Genomic DNA, 18,106 nt, shown 5'->3' on the forward strand with positions numbered 1-18,106 from the left:
CGCGTGCGGCGGTCGCAGGTCTGCGTCGCACTTCTGGCAGCACTTTTCGCCGGGTCGGCTGCGGCTGACGATGGGCTGATCGCACCTTCGGATATCCTGGGCCTGCGCGTCACCGACTGGCTGCCCGTGGATGGCGAGCTGCGCGAATGGACCGCGATCACCGGGGCTTATGTGGTCAGCGCGGACGGCACGGCGACCTTTCCCTATATCGGCGAGATCGAGGTTGCGGGCCAGTCGCCCGGCGATCTGGGCGCCAAGATCGGCGAGGCCCTGAAGCAGCGGTTTGCCCTGGCTGACCGGCCTTATGCCAGCGTCTCGATAGACGAGCGCCGCCCGGTTCTGGTGGGCGGGGCTGTCGAGCGTCCGGGCGAGGTGCCCTATGTGGCCGACATGACGGCGCGGCACGCGATTGCCTTGGCGGGCGGTGTTCTGTCACCTGCCGGGGACGAATCGTCGGTCCTGGTGCAAAGCCTTACGGCCGAGGCGCAGGTGCGCATCCTGACCGATCAGGAAGCGGCGGGCGTGATTCGCGTTGCCCGGCTTCGTGCCGAGCTTGAAGGTGCCGCGGAAATCGCGCCGGATGCCCTGCCTGCGGACGGTGGGCCGACGGTGCTTGCCCTGAAAGCCGACGCCGAGCGGCTTCTGACCCTGCGCCGCGAAAGCTTTGAAAGCGAGCGTCAGCTGATCGACAGCAGGATCGTGCTGCTTGACCAGGAGATCACCGCCCTGACGGCCAAGGAAAAGGCGCTGGACCGGCAGAAGCAGCTGGCCGCGGAACAGAAATCGGTGACCGAAGACCTGGCCGAGCGGGGGCTGGCGGCGAATGCGCGGCTGCTTGATGCCGAGAGAAGCCTGGTGACCATCGAAACGCAGGTTCTTGACGTCTCGACAGCGCTGTTGGAGGCGCGGCAGGAGCTGGAGGAAGCCAAGGCCGAAGCAGTGCAGCTGCCCAAGGACCGGGCGACCGAAGTCATGACGGAACTGCAGACGGCAGAGGTGGAACTGGCCGAGATTCGCGAAAGGCTTGTCCTGCAGCGGTCGCTTTCGGCGCTACTCGCCTCGAACCTGGGCGGAGAGGCGGATGAGGCGGCGCTTCTGTCGGTGACCGTCTACCGCGGCGGGGCCGAGGCGGCGAGCGGGGGGCTCGACACCGTTCTTCGGCCCGGCGATCTGGTCGAGGTCACGCTGGCGCCCGCCCCCGAACCGCAGGGCGGCTAAGGCCTTGGACACGCCGCTCGGCCGCGGCGCGGCGGACGTAGACGAGGGCTGCAACCGTCAGGATCGTGGCAGCGTCGAACTGGAAGAAGAACGGCACCTCGATGATCGAAAGGGCGACCTGCCGGACCATGAACAGTGCCAGGAACAGCGTCTCGGCCCGGAAATCGCGCATGACCCAGGCCAGGGTGCCGATCAGCCCACCGAGGACAAGGATCGCCTGCAGCGCTGCACCGATGACGCCGATCTCGACGGCGTTCGAGAGGTAGGCGTTGTGGAAGTGAAAGCCCGAGCGGTTTTCGACGCCGAACTCTTCCCACAGCTCTTCGGCGATGGGATTGCCCGGCACCCAGACGGCCTGATAGCCCGCGCCAAGGAACGGCCGCCCGGCGATCTCGTCAAAGGCGACCTGCCAGAGATCGGTCCGCCCGGTCAGCGAGAAATCCTTGCCCGTCGCTTGCAGAAAGGCTCCGGCGATCTGGTCGATGTTGGCAAGAAGCGCCAGAAGGATGCCGGTGAAAGCCAGACCGGCAAGGACGCCCGCCACCAGCCGCTGGGTTCCCGACAGGCGGCGGAGGATCGCGATCGTCGGCAGCGCCGCGCAGACCGCCGCGGTCGCCACCGCCGCGCCAACCGAATTGGCCTTGATGAGAAGCACCAACCCAAGGGCCGACCCTGCCACCCCCAGCCAGCGCCAGCGGCCTGACAGTCGCCGGTCGACGATCAGGCACAGACCGATCAGCAGCAGAAGCGAGCTGGCCGCGGCCATCGCGTTCTTGCTGTTGTAGATCCCAAGAAAACCCATGCCGTCCGCGCGGGCCCGCCCGGAGGCAAGGCTGACGGCGCAGGCGATCAGGAAGCAGACCGCGAGGATTTTCAAGAGGACGATGGGCGACAGCCGGTGGGCCAGTACGATGGCGAAAAGCACGGTCACCGCCAGCTGCAGGCTGTGCCGCAGGCTAAGCGCGGGGTAGTCCGACCAGAGGACCGACAAAATACACCAGCCGACCAGAAGGCAAAGCCCGATCTGGCCCAGCAGCTCGGCCGACACGGCCTTTGGGCGGCGGGCGATCAGGGCGAGCGCGGACATGAGGAACAGAAGTGCTGCCATCGTGCCGAACATCGGTACGAACTGCAGGGACAGAAGCGCCACAAAGCCAAGCGCTGCATTCGGGCAAAGCCGCAGGACGACCATCCCCTGCCGGGTAGGGACGGCGCCTGCGGTCATGGGGTTTGGCACACGACCGACTCGGGGAACTGGCAGGGCTCACCAAGCGGGGTGAACGCGATCCAGTCAACCTCCATCACCACGGGCGCGTCGGGGGTGGTGAAGGGACCCATCCAGTCGACCAGCGTATCGGTGCCCCAGTGGCTGGCGAAAATCTTCTGCGGCGTGACCGGAAGGTTGCTGGTGGCCCGATGCACTTCCTTGCCGTCGATGAACCAGCGGATGTCGTTGGGCCCCCAGGTGAACGAGAAGATGTGGAAGTCCTGATCCGTCGGCGGATCGACCGGGACGGTGGTCCCGTTCTGCGGCTTGCCGTCGACAAAGGTGTTCAGCGATACGCTGCCGGTGTCGCGGGTCAGGACCTCGAAGTCGATCTCGTCATGCGGCTGTTTATGGACCGGGCCGATGTAGGTGAAGAATGCGGCGTTCAGGCCCGAGCCTTTTGCCGTGCGGATGCGGGCCTCGTAGGTACCGTGGTGATAGATGGCGTTGCTTTGGATCTCGCCGCAGAAGTGCTTCTTCGACATGCCCTCGCCGCCCGGCAGAAAGCTGAGCTTGAGGATGCCATCGACGACATCGATCGCGCGTTCGGACCATTCGCAGTTCTGGTGGTCGCCGTTGGTCCAGCCGTCCGAGATGTACCAGAAGTCGCGGTCGAAGCTGTCGAAGTCTTCGCGGAAGGCGGTGCCCTTCGCGGCCGCCTCTTCGGCGTGGACAGGGCCGACGCCGGAGTAGACGGCCACGGCATAGCAAAGCGCAAGTGCGCGGGGGGTCATGACGATCATTGCAAGACCGTGCCGCTGCCGTCGTTTTGCCAAGTGCCGGTTTCTGCGCATTCCGCCTGGGCGCTGCGCGGGAAACCACCGAAATGTTTTGTGTATCGACCGCCAGTTGAGTTGCAGGGATGGTCTTCGGGCATCATCTGTAGCACTCCTTGCGCAGTTCTGCTGCAGTGCGGCAAGGATACCGGGAAGAGAGGCCAGTGTCATGAAAGTCTCTGTGATCATGGCGAATTACCGGGGAGCCGGGCATCTCTTTGCTGCCATGTCGTCGGTCTTGCGGCAGAGTCACGCCGATATCGAGCTGATCGTGTCCGACGACGCCTCGCCCGACCAGAGCACGGCAATCGTGCGCGAGGCGATGGCCGGTGACCGGCGGGTGCGGCTGATCGATTCTGCCGTGAACGCGGGTCCTTCGGCGGCCCGCAACCGTGCGCTTGATATCGCCTCGGGCGATTGGGTTGCGATTGTCGACAGCGACGATCTTCTGCACCCGGAAAGGTTCGCGCGGCTTTTGGCGGCGGCCCGGCGGCTGAACGCGGATATCATCGCCGACGATCAGATGTTCTTCGGAAACACGGTCGCGGCCAGTGGCCAGACGCTGCTGCAGGGTCTTGACCTTTGCGCGCCCCTGACCGTGACGACCGGCCTTTTCCTCGAGGCCAGCGGCGAGGGCAAACGTGTACCCCCGCTTGGCTACCTCAAGCCGCTGATCCGCCGCAGTCTGATCGGGGCGCACCGCTACGACGAAAGCCTGCGGATCGGCGAGGACTATGACTTCATGCTGCGGCTTCTGCTGGCAGGCGCGCGCTTCCGTGTGCTTCCAGACCCGATGTATCTGTATCGCCGCCACTCGGCATCGATTTCCCACCGCCTGACCGAAGATGCCGTGACCGCCATGCTTGCGGCCCATGACCGGGTCGCTGCAAAGGCGGGCGGAGCGGGGCGCCCTTTGCTGGCGCAGCGGCGGCGCGGGCTGCTGGCGCTGTTGCGCTACGAGCGCCTGGTCAGCGCGATCCGGGGACGGCGAGCGGGCGATGCGATCCGGCAATTGCTGCGCCATCCGGGCCTGATCCTGCAGTTGAGCCGCAGCCTTCGGGAACGCCTTGCCCGCGATGCGGCACCTTCCGTCGAGAAACCCTCGGCGGAACTGCGGCTGGGGATAGGGCTTCCGCATCACGAGGTTGGAAGGCTGTCGGTTCCCTGTATTGCCGTGCCTGCACCGGGCGATGCCTGGCCCACCTCCCCGGCGCGGCTGGCAGCGATACTGTCGCGGCTTTCCGCCCGCTATCGCTTGTCCTGCATCGCCGAGGATAGTGCGGGGGCATGGGCGGCCGGGCTGCTGCCGTCGGACCAGACCGCGCGTGACGCCGCCGACGTCTCCAAGACCTCGGTTTCGGTCCCCGTCGGTTCATGAACCTGCAGAAGCGTGCGGAGCCCGACCGGGGCCGTTTCCTTCGGCTGCCGTGCTGCGCCCATCTTGTCAGCCAGGATACCCAAGGCAATCGGAAGAAGGTTCGTCGGGGGAAAAAGCGCGAAGGCCAGGGCCGGGCCTGGGCCACGCTCGGCCTTGCGGTCGAGGAAGGCGCGAAGCAGGTAGCGGGCGCGGAGCTGCCGGTGATGGTCCCGCATCGCAGCGGCGGCGGCGGGGTCATGCGCGGCGGCTGAAGCGTGGCGCGCCGAGGCCAGCATAAGGGCATGAAGGTCGCCCGTCCGGTGCCGTCCACTAAGCGAATTCGGGCGCACCCGGGCGGCGTAGCCGATCCGGCGGCTAAGCCGGAAGCGGGCGCCTGCCAGAAGCAGCCGGACGTAGAGGTCGTAATCCTCACCCAGCCAGAGCCCTGGGTCGTAGACCGGGCCTTCCGTTGGCAGGATGCTGCGGCGGATCACGGGTTTGAGGAACCCAAGCTCGCCCCGCTTGACGTTCTTCTCGGCGATGTTGCCGCGAACGAAGGCCGCAAGATCCAGCGGCTCGCTGACACCCTTGTCGCGGGGCAGGTTTTTGGCGTCGACGCGGCCGGGGGTTTCGGCAGGAACGAAGACGATGTTGTCGGCGATCAGGTCCCAGTCGGTTTCGACGAAAAGCGGCCAGAAGCGGCCCGGCAAAAAGTAGTCGTCTGCATCAAGGATCGCGATGTAGGGCGCGCTGGAACTGGCAATGGCGAGGTTTCGCGCAGCGGCCGGACCGATGTTCGTAGACTGCCGCAGCAGGATGAGGCGCGCGTCGTCCCCGGCGGCGGCGCGTGCGGCATCGCTGGTTGCGTCGGTCGAGGCGTCGTCGACCACCACGACTTCGGCCACCTCGGGCTGATCAAGCGCCGACGCCACCGCATCGCCGATTGTCGCTTCGGCGTTGCGGGCCGTGATGATGACGGCGACGAGGCCCATCATGCAGGGCCACGGATCGCCGAGGGTTCAGCCTTTCTGGACCACGCTGCGGTTCGGCTTGGTGGCGGCCGCGTCGGACCCGTCTGCCTCGGACTTGCGGCGTCGCGCCTCGGCCCGTGCCATGCCCGCCAGCCAGACAAGATAAAGAACCTGGGCCAGAACGAAACATGCAGCGCCCATCCCGATCGCGGGCCAGCCGGAAAACCCGGCGCCGTGGGCAACCAGACCAACAATGACAGAGGCGCCAACGGCGCCAAAAAAGAAGCTGATGACGTGCAACCGACCGCCTCCCAATCGGGTCCGGCAAATCCTCCTCCGGTTCCCTGATTGTCAGGCAAGATTCCGCTTGGTGCAAGCCTTTCGGCCCGCTGGTATTCTGACGGACGTGACGAAAAGTTCATGACCGCAGGTACTCGCCATATTCGCCAAGGTAGGCGTCAGCGCTGGCGCGGTCGACATAGTCGCCGAAGGCCGCCATATCGACCCGGTTGAGCACGACCCCGATAAGCCGTTCGGCAAGGATCGGATCGTCCTCGACGGCCTTGCGAAGCATCGCCTTGGGCGTGACGCCCCATTCGGCGACCATCAGAACATGGCCAAGCGACCGCATCAGCACGCGCGCATCGACAACCGGCCCAAGTGGTGCCAGATCGACCAGCACATGGTCGTAGCGCTGCCGTGCCTCCTTGAACATGGCGCGGATCGGCTTGGCGGCCAGAAGATCGGCAACATGGCTGTGGCCGACGGGCCGGATGCACGGCAGAAGGTCAAGGTTGGGCGGATCGCCCCTGCAGATGGCGTCGGTCCAGTTGACCTGCCCCTGTGCCACTTCGACAAGCGAAGGCCCTTCGGTGATGCCCAGATGGCGGCTGAGACCGGGCCTGCGCATGTCGCCATCGATCAGAAGCACCGAAGCGCCGCCCGCGGCAAGCGTGGTGGCAAGGTTGAGCGACACGGTCGATTTGCCCTCACCGGGCCGCACCGACGTGATGCCAAGGATGCCGCGCTGATAGGCGGCGGCATCGGGGTCTTCCAGATTGCGGTGAAGTATCAAGACCTGCCTTCGGTCGCCGCTGGGCAAGGTCTCCATCCCCAGGCGGATATTCTGCAACGTTTCCAAGTAGATCGAATCGTTCTGCGACAGGGACGGCGGCGCCCTGCCCGCGCCGGGTCGCACCAGTCGGGCCAGCCAGCGGATGCCATTGGCGAGCCGCGCCAGCCTGCCCACCTTGGGGGCGGTACCGCTCGTCTCGGGCAGGTAGCCCAGAAACGGCAAGCCGGTGGACTGGGTGACATCTTCGCCGGTGCGCAGGAACCGGTCGGCCCATTCCCGGATCGCGGCCAGCGCTATGCCGAAGAAGATGCCAAGCACCAGAGCCACCGCAATGACCCGGCTTGCGCGCGGGCCGTCGGCTGAGGTCGGGACCTCGGCCGCAGACAGGATGCGCACGTCCGAGATCGGGAAGTCCTTCTGCTGATCGATCTCCTGAAACCGGGTGAGGAAGGTCTGGTAGAGGATCGAAAGCGTTTCGGCCCGCTGTTCAAGCGCACGAAGCTGAACCTGCGCGGCCCCGGCGGCAGCGTTGTCGCCCACCGCCACCCCAAGGCTTTCGCGCAAAGCCGCCACGCGCGCCTCGGCGACCGACAATTCGCCCCGCGCCCGCTCAAGCCGCTGCTGGACGCCGACGAACAGCCGCTCGGCGGCGTTGTCGATCTCGGCCGACAGAAGCACGGCCTGCGGGTGGTCGCTGCCGAAGTTGGCGGTGATGCGGTTCAGGTTGGCGACGGCATCGGCCAGGCTCGACTGCAGCTCTTCCAATGCGGGATCGGCCGTGGTGTCGGTGCCGACCGAGGCGCCCGACCGCAGCCCGTCCATGCCCCGCGTTACAACGGCCTCGTAGCCTTCGACCAGGGCGCGGCTGCTGGCCGCTTCGGCAATCGCCTCGGCCAGGTCCGCGTTAAGCTCGCTGACCGATTCCTCCGACATGAACCGCCCGTCCGAGGACACAAGGCCGTTTTCGGTGCGGAAGGTTTCGGCCTCGGCGGCAGCGTCGGCGGCAGCGGCTTCCAGGTCGGACAGCCGGGCCTGCAGCCATTCGGTCGTCCGCTCGGTCGATTCGAAGTTCGCGTTCAGGACGTCGGCGATGTAGGCCTCGGCATAGGCGTTGACGACATCCGCCGCGATGACCGGATCGTGCGACGAGAAGTAGACCGAGATCGCCCCGCTGCGGCCGATACGCTCGACCCCGATCCTGCCGCCTAGGTCCCGCGCGACCCGGCCACGCAGCGCAGCCTCGGCGTCTGCGGGCGCGGTGGGGGCTTGCGCGGCTGGCGCCGCAGTTTGCCGCAGCATGTTGATCGGTGCCCGGACCACTGCCATCGCTGCGCCCATAAGCTGCGACAGCAGGGACCGCGGCGGATCGAGGAAGCTTTCGTTCTGGTCCAGCGCCAGCTGACCGACGACCGCGGTGGCCAGCGTATCGGACTGGATCACCAGACGCGCATTCTCGATGGCGCTTTCCGACAGCACCTGATCGTCCATCGCCGCCAGTTCTTCGACCGCCGCATTGGTCCCGGCATCAAGCAGAAGCGTGGACGAGGCGACATAGGTTTTGGGCGTCGTGACCAGGTACGCAACACCCATGAGAAGCCAGATGACGATGGGCAGAAGAATAGCCCGACGACGCCGACGCGCCGCGGCCAGCAGGCGCGACAGGTTGATCGTGTCGTCCGGCTGCGCCACGGGTGCGGGCGTCAGCGTGTTCGGACTGTCAGCGATGCGCAGGCCGAATTCTGTCATTTCCCGGTCTCCACCGGTTCGCGGCCAACCTGCCACGGGGGGGCGTTTCCATAGATCTCGACCCGGTCAAGGCCGATCAGCTCGGCCACTGCCCCGACATGCAAGGCGCCGCGCATCAGCGCGAGGTTCCGGCCCAGCGGATCGAAGATCCGAAGCCCGGTCAGTCCAAGGCACGCCCCGGCTTTCAGGGCGGCAAGGGCAATGGCCGCTGTCCGCGCCGCCAGTCCACGACCCTCGATGATCAGACTACCATGGGTCTGGCCCATCCGGTACCGCCGCCGCAGAAGCCAGCGCAGAACCGCCCGTTCGGCGGGGACGGTTTCCTGAACGACCGCATCGGGGGCAAAGGCTATGCGCCCGCCTGCGGACTTGAGGGCGCGGAAGAACGCCGTATCCTCGCCCCCTGTCTTCCCCCGCGCAGGGTCGAAGCGAAGCTGCCGCAGGGCGGGCACCGCAAGGTCAAGAAGGACGTTCGAGGTATAGGCCTCACGGACCAGGCCCGCGCGGTCAAGTTCGGGCGTTGTGTCGTGCACCGCGCCCCGCTGCATCCAGCCCGGCGCATCGGGGGCGTAAAGGGCGCGGACGGGGCCGACCACTGCTGCGGCTTCGGTCGCGGCGTGGCGTTGGAGAAGCGCTGCAAGCCAGCCCGGCGAGGCGGTTTCATCGTCATCGAGGAAAGCAAGATAACGCGCACCCGCCTGGAGGCTGGCTTCAAGGATCGCGTTGCGCGCGACCGAGATGTTGCGGGCAGGCGCATGGATGTAGCGCAGCGGAACGGGATGTGTGACGGCGATCCGGGCAATCGCTGCAGCCGCCGTCGGGCTGTCGTCGTTGTCGGCGACGATGATGCTAAGGGGGTGCGCCGTCTCTGCCAACCCCGCAAGCGAGGCAAGCGTATCGGCGACGGATGCCCGGCGGAACGTGCAGATGCCGATGACGATCGCATCCTGGGGCGGTTGCATCATCATGCGGCCGACCTCTGGCGCAGGGCCGCCGCGACCGTCTGAGCCCAGAACCCGGCAGACCATGCAAGATGCATCGCTCCGGCCAGGAACCCCGACAGCACACCGCGCGGTTCGCGCCCCGCAACGGCGATGGAGATGCCTCCGGCAAGGCAGGCCAGGACCCAGACCACCAGCGGCAGGGCGAGAACCGGCTGCAGCGGGGCGAGGGGGGCCAGCAGCAGCAAAGGTGCCAGCGCCGCCACTGCCGCCTGCCGTGGCCCAAGACCCGCGCGATGCTTCAGGACGTTCCGCGCCCGTCCGCGGCCAAAGCGGAAATACTGCAGCATCAGGCTGCCCAGGGTGCGGCGGGGAAAGTAGTCCAGGCCGGTCTCGGCGGTCAGCCAGATGCGGTGGCCCGCGGCCCGGAGCCGGTGATCCAGTTCCGCATCTTCGTTATGGCTGAAGCTCTCATCGTAGCCGCCGACGGCGCGGAATGCGGCGATCCGCATCAGGGCGTGGTGGCCGTGGTCGACCCACCTGCCCCGGGCGCTGTTGCGGTGTGCCGCCCCGCCGTTGCCAAGGCGCGAGTTCTGCGCCAGCGCGATCAGCCGCTGCAGCGGGCCTTTTCCCACGGCCTTCATGCTGACGACGACACTGTCGGCCCCGGTGCGTTGGGCGTCGGCGAGCAGGCGGTCGCAATAATCAGCCGGATAAGCGCTGTGGGCGTCGATGCGCAGCAGCCAGTCGGCTTCATCGCCGAAATCGTGGACGGCCAGGTTGATCGCGGCGCTTTGCAGGCGGGCGGGGTTGTCGATCAGCCGGATTGACGGCTCGGCCTCGGCCATCTGCCGGACGATCTCTTGCGTGCCGTCGGTCGAGCCGCCATCGGCTACGACGATAAGCGAGCCGGTACGCCGGGCGAAGGGGATCAAGCCATTCAGCACCTCACCGATATGGGCGGCTTCGTTCAGCGCGGGAATGGCGATCAGGACTTTCGCTGACGGGCTTTCGCTCACGACGGCGGCGGTTTCACTTGTTCCCGCGAGCCGGGCAACCAGAGCGCGGCAGTCGTCCGGCACGGCCTCCCACGTTGCGCGGGGCAGCGCGCGGACCGCCTCTTGGAACGGCGCGAGGCTGGGTCTGTCAAGCGTGGCAAGCGCGGTATCGACCGCTTCGGCCAAGGGCCTTTCGACGATGACGCCGATGCCAAGCGTCCTCAGCCGGTCGGCCGTTTCGGTCCCTGCAAGCGCAAGCGGTATGGCGCCGTGAAGGCCCCCCTCGTACAGCCGGTTCGGCAGCAGCCAATCGGAATTGCCGCCCGCCTCATACCGGTCGATCAGCCAGGCGAGATCGACCCCGGCGTAGATTTGGGCCAGATCGTCCGGCCAGCGGTAGGGGCCGAGATAGCTGAAATCGGCGTTCGAGCTGACGACCTCATGAAAGTCCGGCAGCACATCCAGCGCTGGCCTGCCGCGCAAGGTCACCCGGTAGCGGCCCGGTGCTGCCCGTGTCAGCCGATCCAGCGCCGCAAGCGACCAGGCGCAGCGGAGGATGCCGAACCAGCCGATGCGGATCGGGCCATCCGCCATGACCGGCGCTGGCGGGACCGGCGCCGTGGCGAGGGGTTTGTTCTCGACCAGCATGACCTCCGGAACCGGCCGCCGGAAGGGCTCAAGATAGCCGCGCTGGAACCCGGGCGAGGATATGATGACCAGCGAGGTCCGGCGCAGAAGCCGGGCCTCAACCGCCCGCAGCGCTTTTGACACCGCCCCGTCGCCCAGAAGAAGGCGATGGACGTCCAGAAGCTCATAAACCACGCGCGCCTGGGGAAACTGGCGGCGAAGCGACACCGCCAGCACCAGCATTTCCAGATTGCGCGCCAGGACCACATCCGGTGCCGGGCCCTGCAGCAGCCGCTCAGGTGGCGCGGCCATCGTGCGAAGCACCGACAATACCCGGCTGACCATCCGGCCATTGCGCGTCCGGCCCAGCACCACGGCAGGCCCGGACAGCGCCCCCTCGCCCCGGCGGAAACCGGCCAGGGTGACGTCCGCGCCACCCAGACGCAGCATCTCATGGCGACGCCAGATCGCGCTGTCGTCAAGATCATGCGCCAGATAGAGCACCCGCATCTGACCGGTCCCGCCCGCTACTCGCCCGCCGCAAGGGCGGCATGCTGCGGCGCGGTGGCCGGGTCGGTGGCCAGAAACTCGCGGAACTCGTCACGAAGATCGGGCCGGGAAAGCGCGATGGCGACAATCGCCTTCAGCATCCCCGCCTTCGACCCGCAGTCGTACCGGACGCCATCGAAGCGGCAACCGATGACCGAGCCCGGCTTCCGGGCCAGCTCCAGCGCGATGGCGTCGGTCAGTTGGATCTCGCCCCCGGCGCCAACGGACTTGGCGTTCAGGTGGCGCATGATCGCGGGGGTAAGAAGATAGCGCCCGATCACCGCCTGGTTCGAGGGCGCAGTGCCGGGCGCTGGCTTTTCCACGATGCCCGTCGGTCGAAGGACCCGGCCGATCGTCTCGACCACATCAAGAACGCCGTAGGACGAGGTCTTTTCGGGCGCGACCTCCATTGTTGCAATCACGTTACCGCCGAACTCCTCGTAGACCTCCATCATCTGCGCAAGGCACGGCGTTTCGGCGACGACAAGGTCGTCCGGCAGGATCACCGCGAAGGGCTTGTCGCCAACGATTCGGCGGGCGCACCAGATGGCATGACCAAGCCCAAGCGCCTGATGCTGCCGGACGTAGACCAGATGGCCGCTGTCGACGTTGGTCTCTTTCAGGTCCGCCAGGAGGTCGGTCTTGCCGGTCTTGCGCAGCTGATGCTCAAGGTTCGGGTTGGTGTCGAAATAGTCTTCAAGCGCAGACTTTCCCCGCGCTGTGACGAAGATGAAGTCCCGAATCCCGGCGGCGCGGGCTTCGTCCATCGCATACTGGATCAGCGGCCTGTCGACGACAGTCAGGATCTCTTTCGGGATGCATTTGGTCGCGGGCAGAAACCGGGTGCCAAGTCCGGCGATCGGGAAGATGGCGGTGGTGATCCTGGCTCGCAATTGCGCCTCCTGATTGTTTCTAATCGGGGTATCTGCGACCAGTGATTGTTATCCGTGCTTTGCAACAGCGCCAGTGCGCTGCGATGCGGCGAACGGAAGACCGCCTGCCCGGCGGTAACGGACGGCGGGAAGCTGCCGATTGCGGGGTTTTCCGACGATCCGCAGCGCGTTCGCCCTAATCGCTGGCAAGGTTGCAATGCAGATGCAGCATTTTCTGCTGCCGGGCGCGCTCAGTCGTAGCTGAGGCCCGTCGCCTTGCCGCGGAAGATCGTGTAGCTCAGGATCGTGTAGCCAAGGATCATCGGCAGCACGACCAGCGTGCCGATCAGGATGATCCAGAGCGATTCCGGCGCGGAGGCGGCCTGGTAGATCGTCATTTTGTCGGGCACGACGAAGGGGTAGAAGCTATAGGCCATCCCGCCGAAGCCGAGGATGAACAGCAGCGTTGCCGCGACGAACGGGAACCACGCCCAGTGGTCGAGGTCATGCGGCAGGCGGCGCAGCGACCACCAGAGCGCCGCCAGAGTGACCGCCGACAGCACCGGAAGCGGCGCCAGCAGCAGGATTTCGGGCCAGCTGAACCATTTCTCGAAGATCCGGGGCGAAACGAGCGGTGTGGCCAGCGATATCGCCCCCATCCCCAGAAGCACCCCCCAGATGCCGCCCCGCGCCCAATCCACGGCCTTCACCTGCAGATCGTGGTCGGTCTTCAGGATCGTCCAGCAGGCCCCGATAAAGCTGTAGGCCACCGTCAGGAACACCGCCGTGACCAGCGCGAAGCCGAAGTGGAAGAGCGTCCAGTCCAGCCCCATGACATACATGCCAAGCATGAACCCCTGCGACAGGGCCGTCATCAGGCTGCCGGTGAAGAACGCGTTGTCCCAAAGCGGCTTCCACCGAAGCGGCGCCTTGGCGCGGAACTCGAACGCCACGCCGCGCAGGATCAGGCCGACCAGCATCACGGCGACCGGCAGGTAGAGCGCGGTCAGGATGGCACCATGCGCGGCCGGAAAGGCCACCAGAAGAAGGCCGATGGCCAGCACCAGCCAGGTCTCGTTCGCGTCCCAGAACGGGCCGATCGAGGCGATCATCCGGTCCTTCTCGGCTGGTGAGGCGAAGGGAAAAAGAAGCCCCACGCCAAGGTCGAAGCCGTCGAGAACGACGTAGATCAGGATCGAGAGGCCCATGAGGGCGGCGAAGGTGAAGGGTAGCCAGACGGCAGGATCGGCGAAGAGTTCGGTCATGACGTCGCCCCCGATGTCGTGATGCCGACCTGCGGTATCCGCGGATCGTCCGGCGTGGCATCGCCCTTCGCGGCCTTCCGCGCCAGATAGAAGATCACCAGGATATAGGTCGTCAGCAGCACCGCATAGACCGCGAGGTAAGCCAGCAGCGTCCCCAGAACCATCGGCGCGGGCACGTCGGCCACGGCGGCCTCGGTCGTCAGCACGCCTTGCACAAGCCAGGGCTGGCGGCCGATTTCCGTGGTGTACCAGCCCGCAAGCGTGGCGAGCCAGCCGGAGAACGCCATGCCGGTGGTCACGAAAAGGAAGGGCCGGGGCAAGGCACCCGCCCCGCGCCGCCAGAGGAGAAGCGCGCCAAGCCAGCTGACCGCCAGCATCAGCATGCCGGTGCCGACCATGACGCGGAAGCTCCAGAACACCGGCGCCACGGGGGGGTGCATCACGGTGCCGTCTTCGGCCACGAAATCGTTCAGGCCGGGAACGACGCCGTCAGGGGAGTGCTGAAGGATCAGCGAGGCGCCGTTCGGTATGGCGATCTCGAAATGGTTGGTCCGGGCCTCCTCATCCGGCAGCGCGAAGAGGACCAGCGGCACGTTCGGCCCCGTCTCCCAGTTCGCCTCCATCGCCGCCACCTTCTGCGGCTGATGCTCCAGCGTGTTCAGCCCGTGCATGTCGCCCGCGTAGATCTGGATCGGGATCAGCCCCGCCCCAAGGATCAGCCCGAAGCGCAGGCCTGTATCAACGGCAGGGTCACGGTCGCCGATCAGCCGCCGGAAGGCCGAGATGCCCGCGATTAGGAAAGCCACAGTCAGGCCCGAGGCCAGCAGCATATGCGTCAGCCGGTAGGGCATCGACGGGTTGAAGACGATAGCCAGCCAGTCGGTCGCATGGACGATGCCGTCGCGCAGCTCGTACCCCTGTGGCGTGTGCATCCACGAGTTCAGCACGATGATCCAGAAGGCCGACATCGTGGTCCCGAAAGCGACAAGCCCGGTTGCCGTGATGTGCAGCCACGTCGGCACTCGCCGGGCACCGAAAAGCATGATGCCAAGGAACACCGCCTCCAGGAAAAACGCCGTCAGCACCTCATATGCCAGCAGCGGCCCCGCGACATTGCCGACGCGTTCCATGAACCCCGGCCAGTTGGTGCCGAACTGAAAGCTCATGGTGATGCCGGATACGACGCCAAGCGCGAAGGAAAGCGCGAAGACCTTCACCCAGAACATGTAAAGCGCCATCCACTTAGGATCGCGGGTCCAGGCGAACCGAAGCCGGAAGAACAGGAGTACCCACCCCAGCGCAATGGTGATGGTGGGAAAGAGGATGTGGAACGAGATGTTCGCCGCAAACTGGATGCGTGACAGAAGAAGCGTTTCCATGATCACCTCTTTGATCTATCTCGCAAATAGGTGCCATCCGGACAATTGCACCGGGGTGCGGCGTTTGTTCGCGCCTGACCGGCTGGCTGGCCCTAAGGCCCCTTTCGTCCGCGTGCCTTGGTGATGAAGATGTCAGCGGTGCACGGACAGATTTCGGCGGTGCAGACGATGGGCGCTGTCGGCAACGAGATCGTGCCCTCAAGGTGACCGATCGCATTGCCGACCGAACACACAGCCCGTGTGATCGTGCCATCGCCCGTCACCCGCAGCGATTCGAGCCCGGCGTTGCAGCGATAGCCCCGCCAGCGGTTTTCGTCCCGCAGCACGAAATCGGTGGTCCGCATCATCTGCCGCACACCGCCCGGCAGCTCGACCGTCATGGTCTCCCGCGGCATCAAGCCATGCTGGGCGGCAGTTGGAGCGATCCCGTCGGTCATGATCCGCATCTGATCTGCCGTGTAGTCCAAAAGCGCCGCTTTGAAATCGACGCGAAGCGGTTTCAGCGTGAACGAGGCACCTGGCAGCGCCTCACGCAAGCTCTGCGCCTCTTCCAGCGTCCGATCGAAATGCTCTGGCCGCATCGTGACGTTCACATGGATCGGCATGCGGTCCGCCAGGATCCGGCCGACAGTCTTGAAATGGTCAAGCTCGGCAAATTCATTGTGATAGGTCAGGATTGCGCTGTTCAGATTCGGGGCGATCTTCTGCCAGAACCGCAGGGTCCTTGACCCGTTCGAGATCAGGCTGACCGAAAAACCCTTGGCCGAAGCCGCTTCCAGCAGGCGGATGATCTGCGGGTGCATGGTCGGCGTTCGTATGGTCGACCAGGTCAAGGGTTCTGGGCGCAGGGCGATCCATGAAAATCAAACCATAAGGAACCAAGCTGATCTTTTGACACGCGATGATCGAAGAATATGCTAGCTTGCGTTCGATTGATACGTTCCATCTTTGCCAAGACGCAACCGTACGCCTGCTTTCGGGTCAGCCAATGAAAACACACCATCGCTTTTGTGCCGCCCTCCGGTTTCTCGTGCTGTGCGCGGCTTTCACAACCACAGCCAGTGCCATATCGGCCCAGGAACGGTGGGCTCTGGTTCTGGGTGTGTCCACCTACTACAGCGACCAGATCGTTCCGCTGAAGAACACGCTGAACGATTCGCGGACCATCGCGGCGTCGCTGAACGACAAGGGGTTCAAGGTCTACTATCTGGAAAATGCCGCGCGTGGCGAAATCGAAAGCGCGATCGAGCTGATCGAGGCCGAACAGCCCGGCGCCGACATCGGGTTGGTCTATTTCGCGGGCCACGCGGTCCAGCTGGGCGGAGAGAACTTCATCCTCCCGTCAGACCTGAACCCGGCCAGCGACCGGTCGCTGCGCGATCAGGCGATTTCGATCAACGAAGTCGTCGCGCGTGCGAATGCGATCGGCACCGGCAGTCTGGTCGTCATTCTGGACGCCTGCCGCAACTCGCCCTTGCCGGGTGAAAGCGCCAGCGGCACGGGTCTGGCCCTGGTCGATGCGCCCCCCAACACCATCATCGCCTATTCGACCGCGCCGGGGGCTTTGGCCTTCGACGGGGCAGGCACGAACAGCCCCTATACGGCAGCGCTTGCCACAGCGATCGACGGCGCGGAGGAGGATATCCGAGACGTTCTGCGTCTGGTCCGCGCAAGGGTGCGCCTGGCAACCGGCGGGGAACAGACCCCCTGGTACATCGACAACAGCAAGACCCCCATTCCGATCAGCCCGCGCAATGACGCTGCACCCGAAGTGCTGACCGAAATGGTTGAAGGCCGGGAGATCGATCTCACAACGACTGCCTGGCTGACGATTGCCGAAAGTGCCGATCCTCGCGATTTCGAGCTTTTCCTCGAGCTTTTCCCCCAGGACGAGCTTGCCGAGGTCGCAAAGCGGCAACTCGTCCAGATCGAGACCGAAGCGGACCCCGATTTTCCGTTGATGGAGATCGAGGTGGAAGGCCCGGGCCGCGAAGTTCCTGACGGGCTGATGGCTGACGTAACCGCCTGTGACATCCTGGCGACCGGGTTCGGCGACGTCATGGCCGTGACCGAGCCGGTGCCGCATGATCTGGTAAACACCCGCGCCGCATTGCGGGCCTGTGTCGAGGCGGTGACGGCTGATCCCGAGAATGGCCGTCTGGTGAACCACCTCGCGCGTGTGCTGCGCCTTGCCAACCGCTTTGAAGAGGCGCTGCATTACCATGAGCGCGCGGCCGAGCTGGGCAACCCTTCGGCCTACATGGCCATCTCGGCCTTTTACCGGCAGGGCATTGGCGTCGAACCCGACTACAAGCGTGCGTTCGAAGCCGCGCGAACCGGGGCGCTGAAAGGCTCGCCCAAAGCACAGCTGGTAACCGGTGTTTTCTTCCGCGAGGGCTGGGGCGTTCAGCAGTCGTATCCCGAAGCGATGCGCTGGATGTGGCTGTCGCTGCAGAACGGCGATCGGGATGCCTTGGTGGCCTATGGCGATTTCTTCCGCAAGGGCCTGGGTGTGGAAGTGGATTATGCACTCGCGGTCGAATACTACCGGAAGGCGGCTGTCCTCGGCAGCTCGGATGCCGTGAACATGATCGGCATGGCACATATGCGCGGCAACGGCGCCGAGAAGGATACCGACGTCGGCATCAAATGGCTGGTTCAGGCAAGCGATGCGGGCAACCCGTACGCGGCCTTTCAGCTGGGTCGGGCCTTCCAGGATGGTTGGGGCGTGAAGCAAGACCTCAAGACTGCGCTTGCCTACTTCCGGCTGTCGGCCCAACGCAACTTCCTGGGGGCCTACATTCTGATTGGCGACGTTCTGCGCGATGAAGATTTCCAGGGCGGCGGCAACCTGGCCGAGGCCTACGCCAACTACATCATTGCGCGCGAGGCGGCCATCCTGCGCGACACCCAGGACGCCAAGAAAGAGCTGGCGGACGCCGAAGCCCGGATCGCCGAGATCACGGGCCAGATGTCCGCAGAAGAGAAGGCCAGCGGCGAGAAGATCGCTGCCGACTGGATCGACCAGTACGGACTGCTGGACTTCAACCTTGTCAGCGAATGAC

The 18,106-nt window shown here is 65.6% G+C and carries 14 protein-coding genes and 1 pseudogene; 3 read left to right on the forward strand and 12 right to left on the reverse strand.

Going from position 1 to position 18,106, the window contains the following annotated elements; translation table 11 throughout:
• Positions 1-3 precede the first annotated feature (3 nt).
• Positions 4-1,218: a polysaccharide biosynthesis/export family protein gene (locus tag ACRCSW_RS14060; protein WP_438706028.1), complete on the forward strand. Its 1,215-nt coding sequence runs from the start codon at positions 4-6 to the stop codon at positions 1,216-1,218.
• On the opposite strand, the gene ACRCSW_RS14065 is transcribed toward ACRCSW_RS14060, so the two are convergent.
• Genes ACRCSW_RS14065 through ACRCSW_RS14075 form a run of 3 tightly spaced genes read right to left on the reverse strand, consistent with a single transcriptional unit; the run spans position 1,181 to position 3,365 of the window.
• Complete coding sequence (locus ACRCSW_RS14065; protein WP_438706030.1) at positions 1,181-2,443, reverse strand: O-antigen ligase family protein; 1,263 nt, start codon at positions 2,441-2,443, stop codon at positions 1,181-1,183. The two genes, ACRCSW_RS14060 and ACRCSW_RS14065, sit on opposite strands and share 38 nt — an antisense overlap.
• On the reverse strand, positions 2,440-3,228 hold the full coding sequence (locus tag ACRCSW_RS14070; protein WP_438706032.1) for a family 16 glycosylhydrolase: 789 nt from the start codon (positions 3,226-3,228) through the stop codon (positions 2,440-2,442). Before ACRCSW_RS14070 ends, ACRCSW_RS14065 begins: the two co-directional genes overlap by 4 nt.
• Positions 3,225-3,365 (reverse strand): hypothetical protein, encoded by a 141-nt coding sequence (locus ACRCSW_RS14075; protein WP_438706033.1) that lies wholly within the window; start codon positions 3,363-3,365, stop codon positions 3,225-3,227. Before ACRCSW_RS14075 ends, ACRCSW_RS14070 begins: the two co-directional genes overlap by 4 nt.
• Positions 3,366-3,448: 83 nt before the next feature.
• On the opposite strand from ACRCSW_RS14075, the pseudogene ACRCSW_RS14080 reads away from it, so the two are divergent.
• Positions 3,449-4,078 (forward strand): annotated as a pseudogene (locus ACRCSW_RS14080) (glycosyltransferase family 2 protein); the annotation flags it as partial.
• A 431-nt stretch (positions 4,079-4,509) separates the two neighbouring features.
• On the opposite strand, the gene ACRCSW_RS14085 reads toward ACRCSW_RS14080, so the two are convergent.
• From ACRCSW_RS14085 to ACRCSW_RS14125, 9 genes are all read right to left on the reverse strand, one after another.
• Positions 4,510-5,613 carry a glycosyltransferase family 2 protein gene (locus tag ACRCSW_RS14085; protein WP_438706035.1) on the reverse strand — a complete coding sequence of 368 codons (1,104 nt, stop codon included), beginning with the start codon at positions 5,611-5,613 and terminating at the stop codon, positions 4,510-4,512.
• Between the two features lie 24 nt (positions 5,614-5,637).
• The gene (locus tag ACRCSW_RS14090) at positions 5,638-5,889 is read right to left on the reverse strand and encodes a hypothetical protein (RefSeq protein WP_438706037.1); all 252 of its coding nucleotides are present in this window, start codon (positions 5,887-5,889) and stop codon (positions 5,638-5,640) included.
• A gap of 118 nt (positions 5,890-6,007) precedes the next feature.
• Entirely contained in the window at positions 6,008-8,410 is a 2,403-nt protein-coding gene (locus ACRCSW_RS14095) for a polysaccharide biosynthesis tyrosine autokinase (protein WP_438706039.1), read from the reverse strand.
• Entirely contained in the window at positions 8,407-9,378 is a 972-nt protein-coding gene (locus ACRCSW_RS14100) for a glycosyltransferase family 2 protein (RefSeq protein WP_438706040.1), read from the reverse strand. The genes ACRCSW_RS14095 and ACRCSW_RS14100 overlap by 4 nt, the downstream gene beginning before the upstream one ends.
• On the reverse strand, positions 9,375-11,486 hold the full coding sequence (locus ACRCSW_RS14105; protein ID WP_438706042.1) for a glycosyltransferase family 2 protein: 2,112 nt from the start codon (positions 11,484-11,486) through the stop codon (positions 9,375-9,377). Before ACRCSW_RS14105 ends, ACRCSW_RS14100 begins: the two co-directional genes overlap by 4 nt.
• A 17-nt stretch (positions 11,487-11,503) precedes the next feature.
• Positions 11,504-12,418, reverse strand: a complete 915-nt coding sequence (locus tag ACRCSW_RS14110) for a UTP--glucose-1-phosphate uridylyltransferase (RefSeq protein WP_438706044.1) — start codon at positions 12,416-12,418, stop codon at positions 11,504-11,506.
• Positions 12,419-12,648: 230 nt separating this feature from the next.
• Complete coding sequence (locus tag ACRCSW_RS14115; protein ID WP_438706046.1) at positions 12,649-13,662, reverse strand: cytochrome d ubiquinol oxidase subunit II; 1,014 nt, start codon at positions 13,660-13,662, stop codon at positions 12,649-12,651.
• Entirely contained in the window at positions 13,659-15,041 is a 1,383-nt protein-coding gene (locus tag ACRCSW_RS14120; RefSeq protein ID WP_438706047.1) for a cytochrome ubiquinol oxidase subunit I, read from the reverse strand. The genes ACRCSW_RS14115 and ACRCSW_RS14120 overlap by 4 nt, the downstream gene beginning before the upstream one ends.
• 92 nt (positions 15,042-15,133) lie before the next feature.
• Positions 15,134-15,844, reverse strand: a complete 711-nt coding sequence (locus tag ACRCSW_RS14125) for a hypothetical protein (protein ID WP_438706049.1) — start codon at positions 15,842-15,844, stop codon at positions 15,134-15,136.
• A gap of 185 nt (positions 15,845-16,029) precedes the next feature.
• On the opposite strand from ACRCSW_RS14125, the gene ACRCSW_RS14130 reads away from it, so the two are divergent.
• A complete protein-coding gene (locus ACRCSW_RS14130) occupies positions 16,030-18,105 on the forward strand; it encodes a caspase family protein (protein WP_438706050.1) in 2,076 nt (691 codons plus the stop codon).
• The last annotated feature ends 1 nt before the right edge of the window (position 18,106 follow it).

The sequence above is a fragment of the Tabrizicola sp. genome (genome assembly GCF_051645465.1).
Classification (GTDB): Bacteria; Pseudomonadota; Alphaproteobacteria; order Rhodobacterales; family Rhodobacteraceae; genus Tabrizicola.

What these genes read in the sequence shown, in the direction of transcription:
- ACRCSW_RS14120 (WP_438706047.1), bottom strand. Translation starts at nt 15,041, where the DNA reads ATGGAAACGCTTCTTCTGTCACGCATCCAGTTTGCGGCGAACATCTCG.
- ACRCSW_RS14100 (WP_438706040.1), bottom strand. Translation starts at nt 9,378, where the DNA reads ATGATGATGCAACCGCCCCAGGATGCGATCGTCATCGGCATCTGCACG.
- ACRCSW_RS14095 (WP_438706039.1), bottom strand. Translation starts at nt 8,410, where the DNA reads ATGACAGAATTCGGCCTGCGCATCGCTGACAGTCCGAACACGCTGACG.
- ACRCSW_RS14105 (WP_438706042.1), bottom strand. Translation starts at nt 11,486, where the DNA reads ATGCGGGTGCTCTATCTGGCGCATGATCTTGACGACAGCGCGATCTGG.
- ACRCSW_RS14125 (WP_438706049.1), bottom strand. Translation starts at nt 15,844, where the DNA reads ATGCACCCGCAGATCATCCGCCTGCTGGAAGCGGCTTCGGCCAAGGGT.
- ACRCSW_RS14070 (WP_438706032.1), bottom strand. Translation starts at nt 3,228, where the DNA reads ATGATCGTCATGACCCCCCGCGCACTTGCGCTTTGCTATGCCGTGGCC.
- ACRCSW_RS14075 (WP_438706033.1), bottom strand. Translation starts at nt 3,365, where the DNA reads ATGATGCCCGAAGACCATCCCTGCAACTCAACTGGCGGTCGATACACA.
- ACRCSW_RS14115 (WP_438706046.1), bottom strand. Translation starts at nt 13,662, where the DNA reads ATGACCGAACTCTTCGCCGATCCTGCCGTCTGGCTACCCTTCACCTTC.
- ACRCSW_RS14085 (WP_438706035.1), bottom strand. Translation starts at nt 5,613, where the DNA reads ATGATGGGCCTCGTCGCCGTCATCATCACGGCCCGCAACGCCGAAGCG.
- ACRCSW_RS14130 (WP_438706050.1), top strand. Translation starts at nt 16,030, where the DNA reads ATGAAAACACACCATCGCTTTTGTGCCGCCCTCCGGTTTCTCGTGCTG.
- ACRCSW_RS14065 (WP_438706030.1), bottom strand. Translation starts at nt 2,443, where the DNA reads ATGACCGCAGGCGCCGTCCCTACCCGGCAGGGGATGGTCGTCCTGCGG.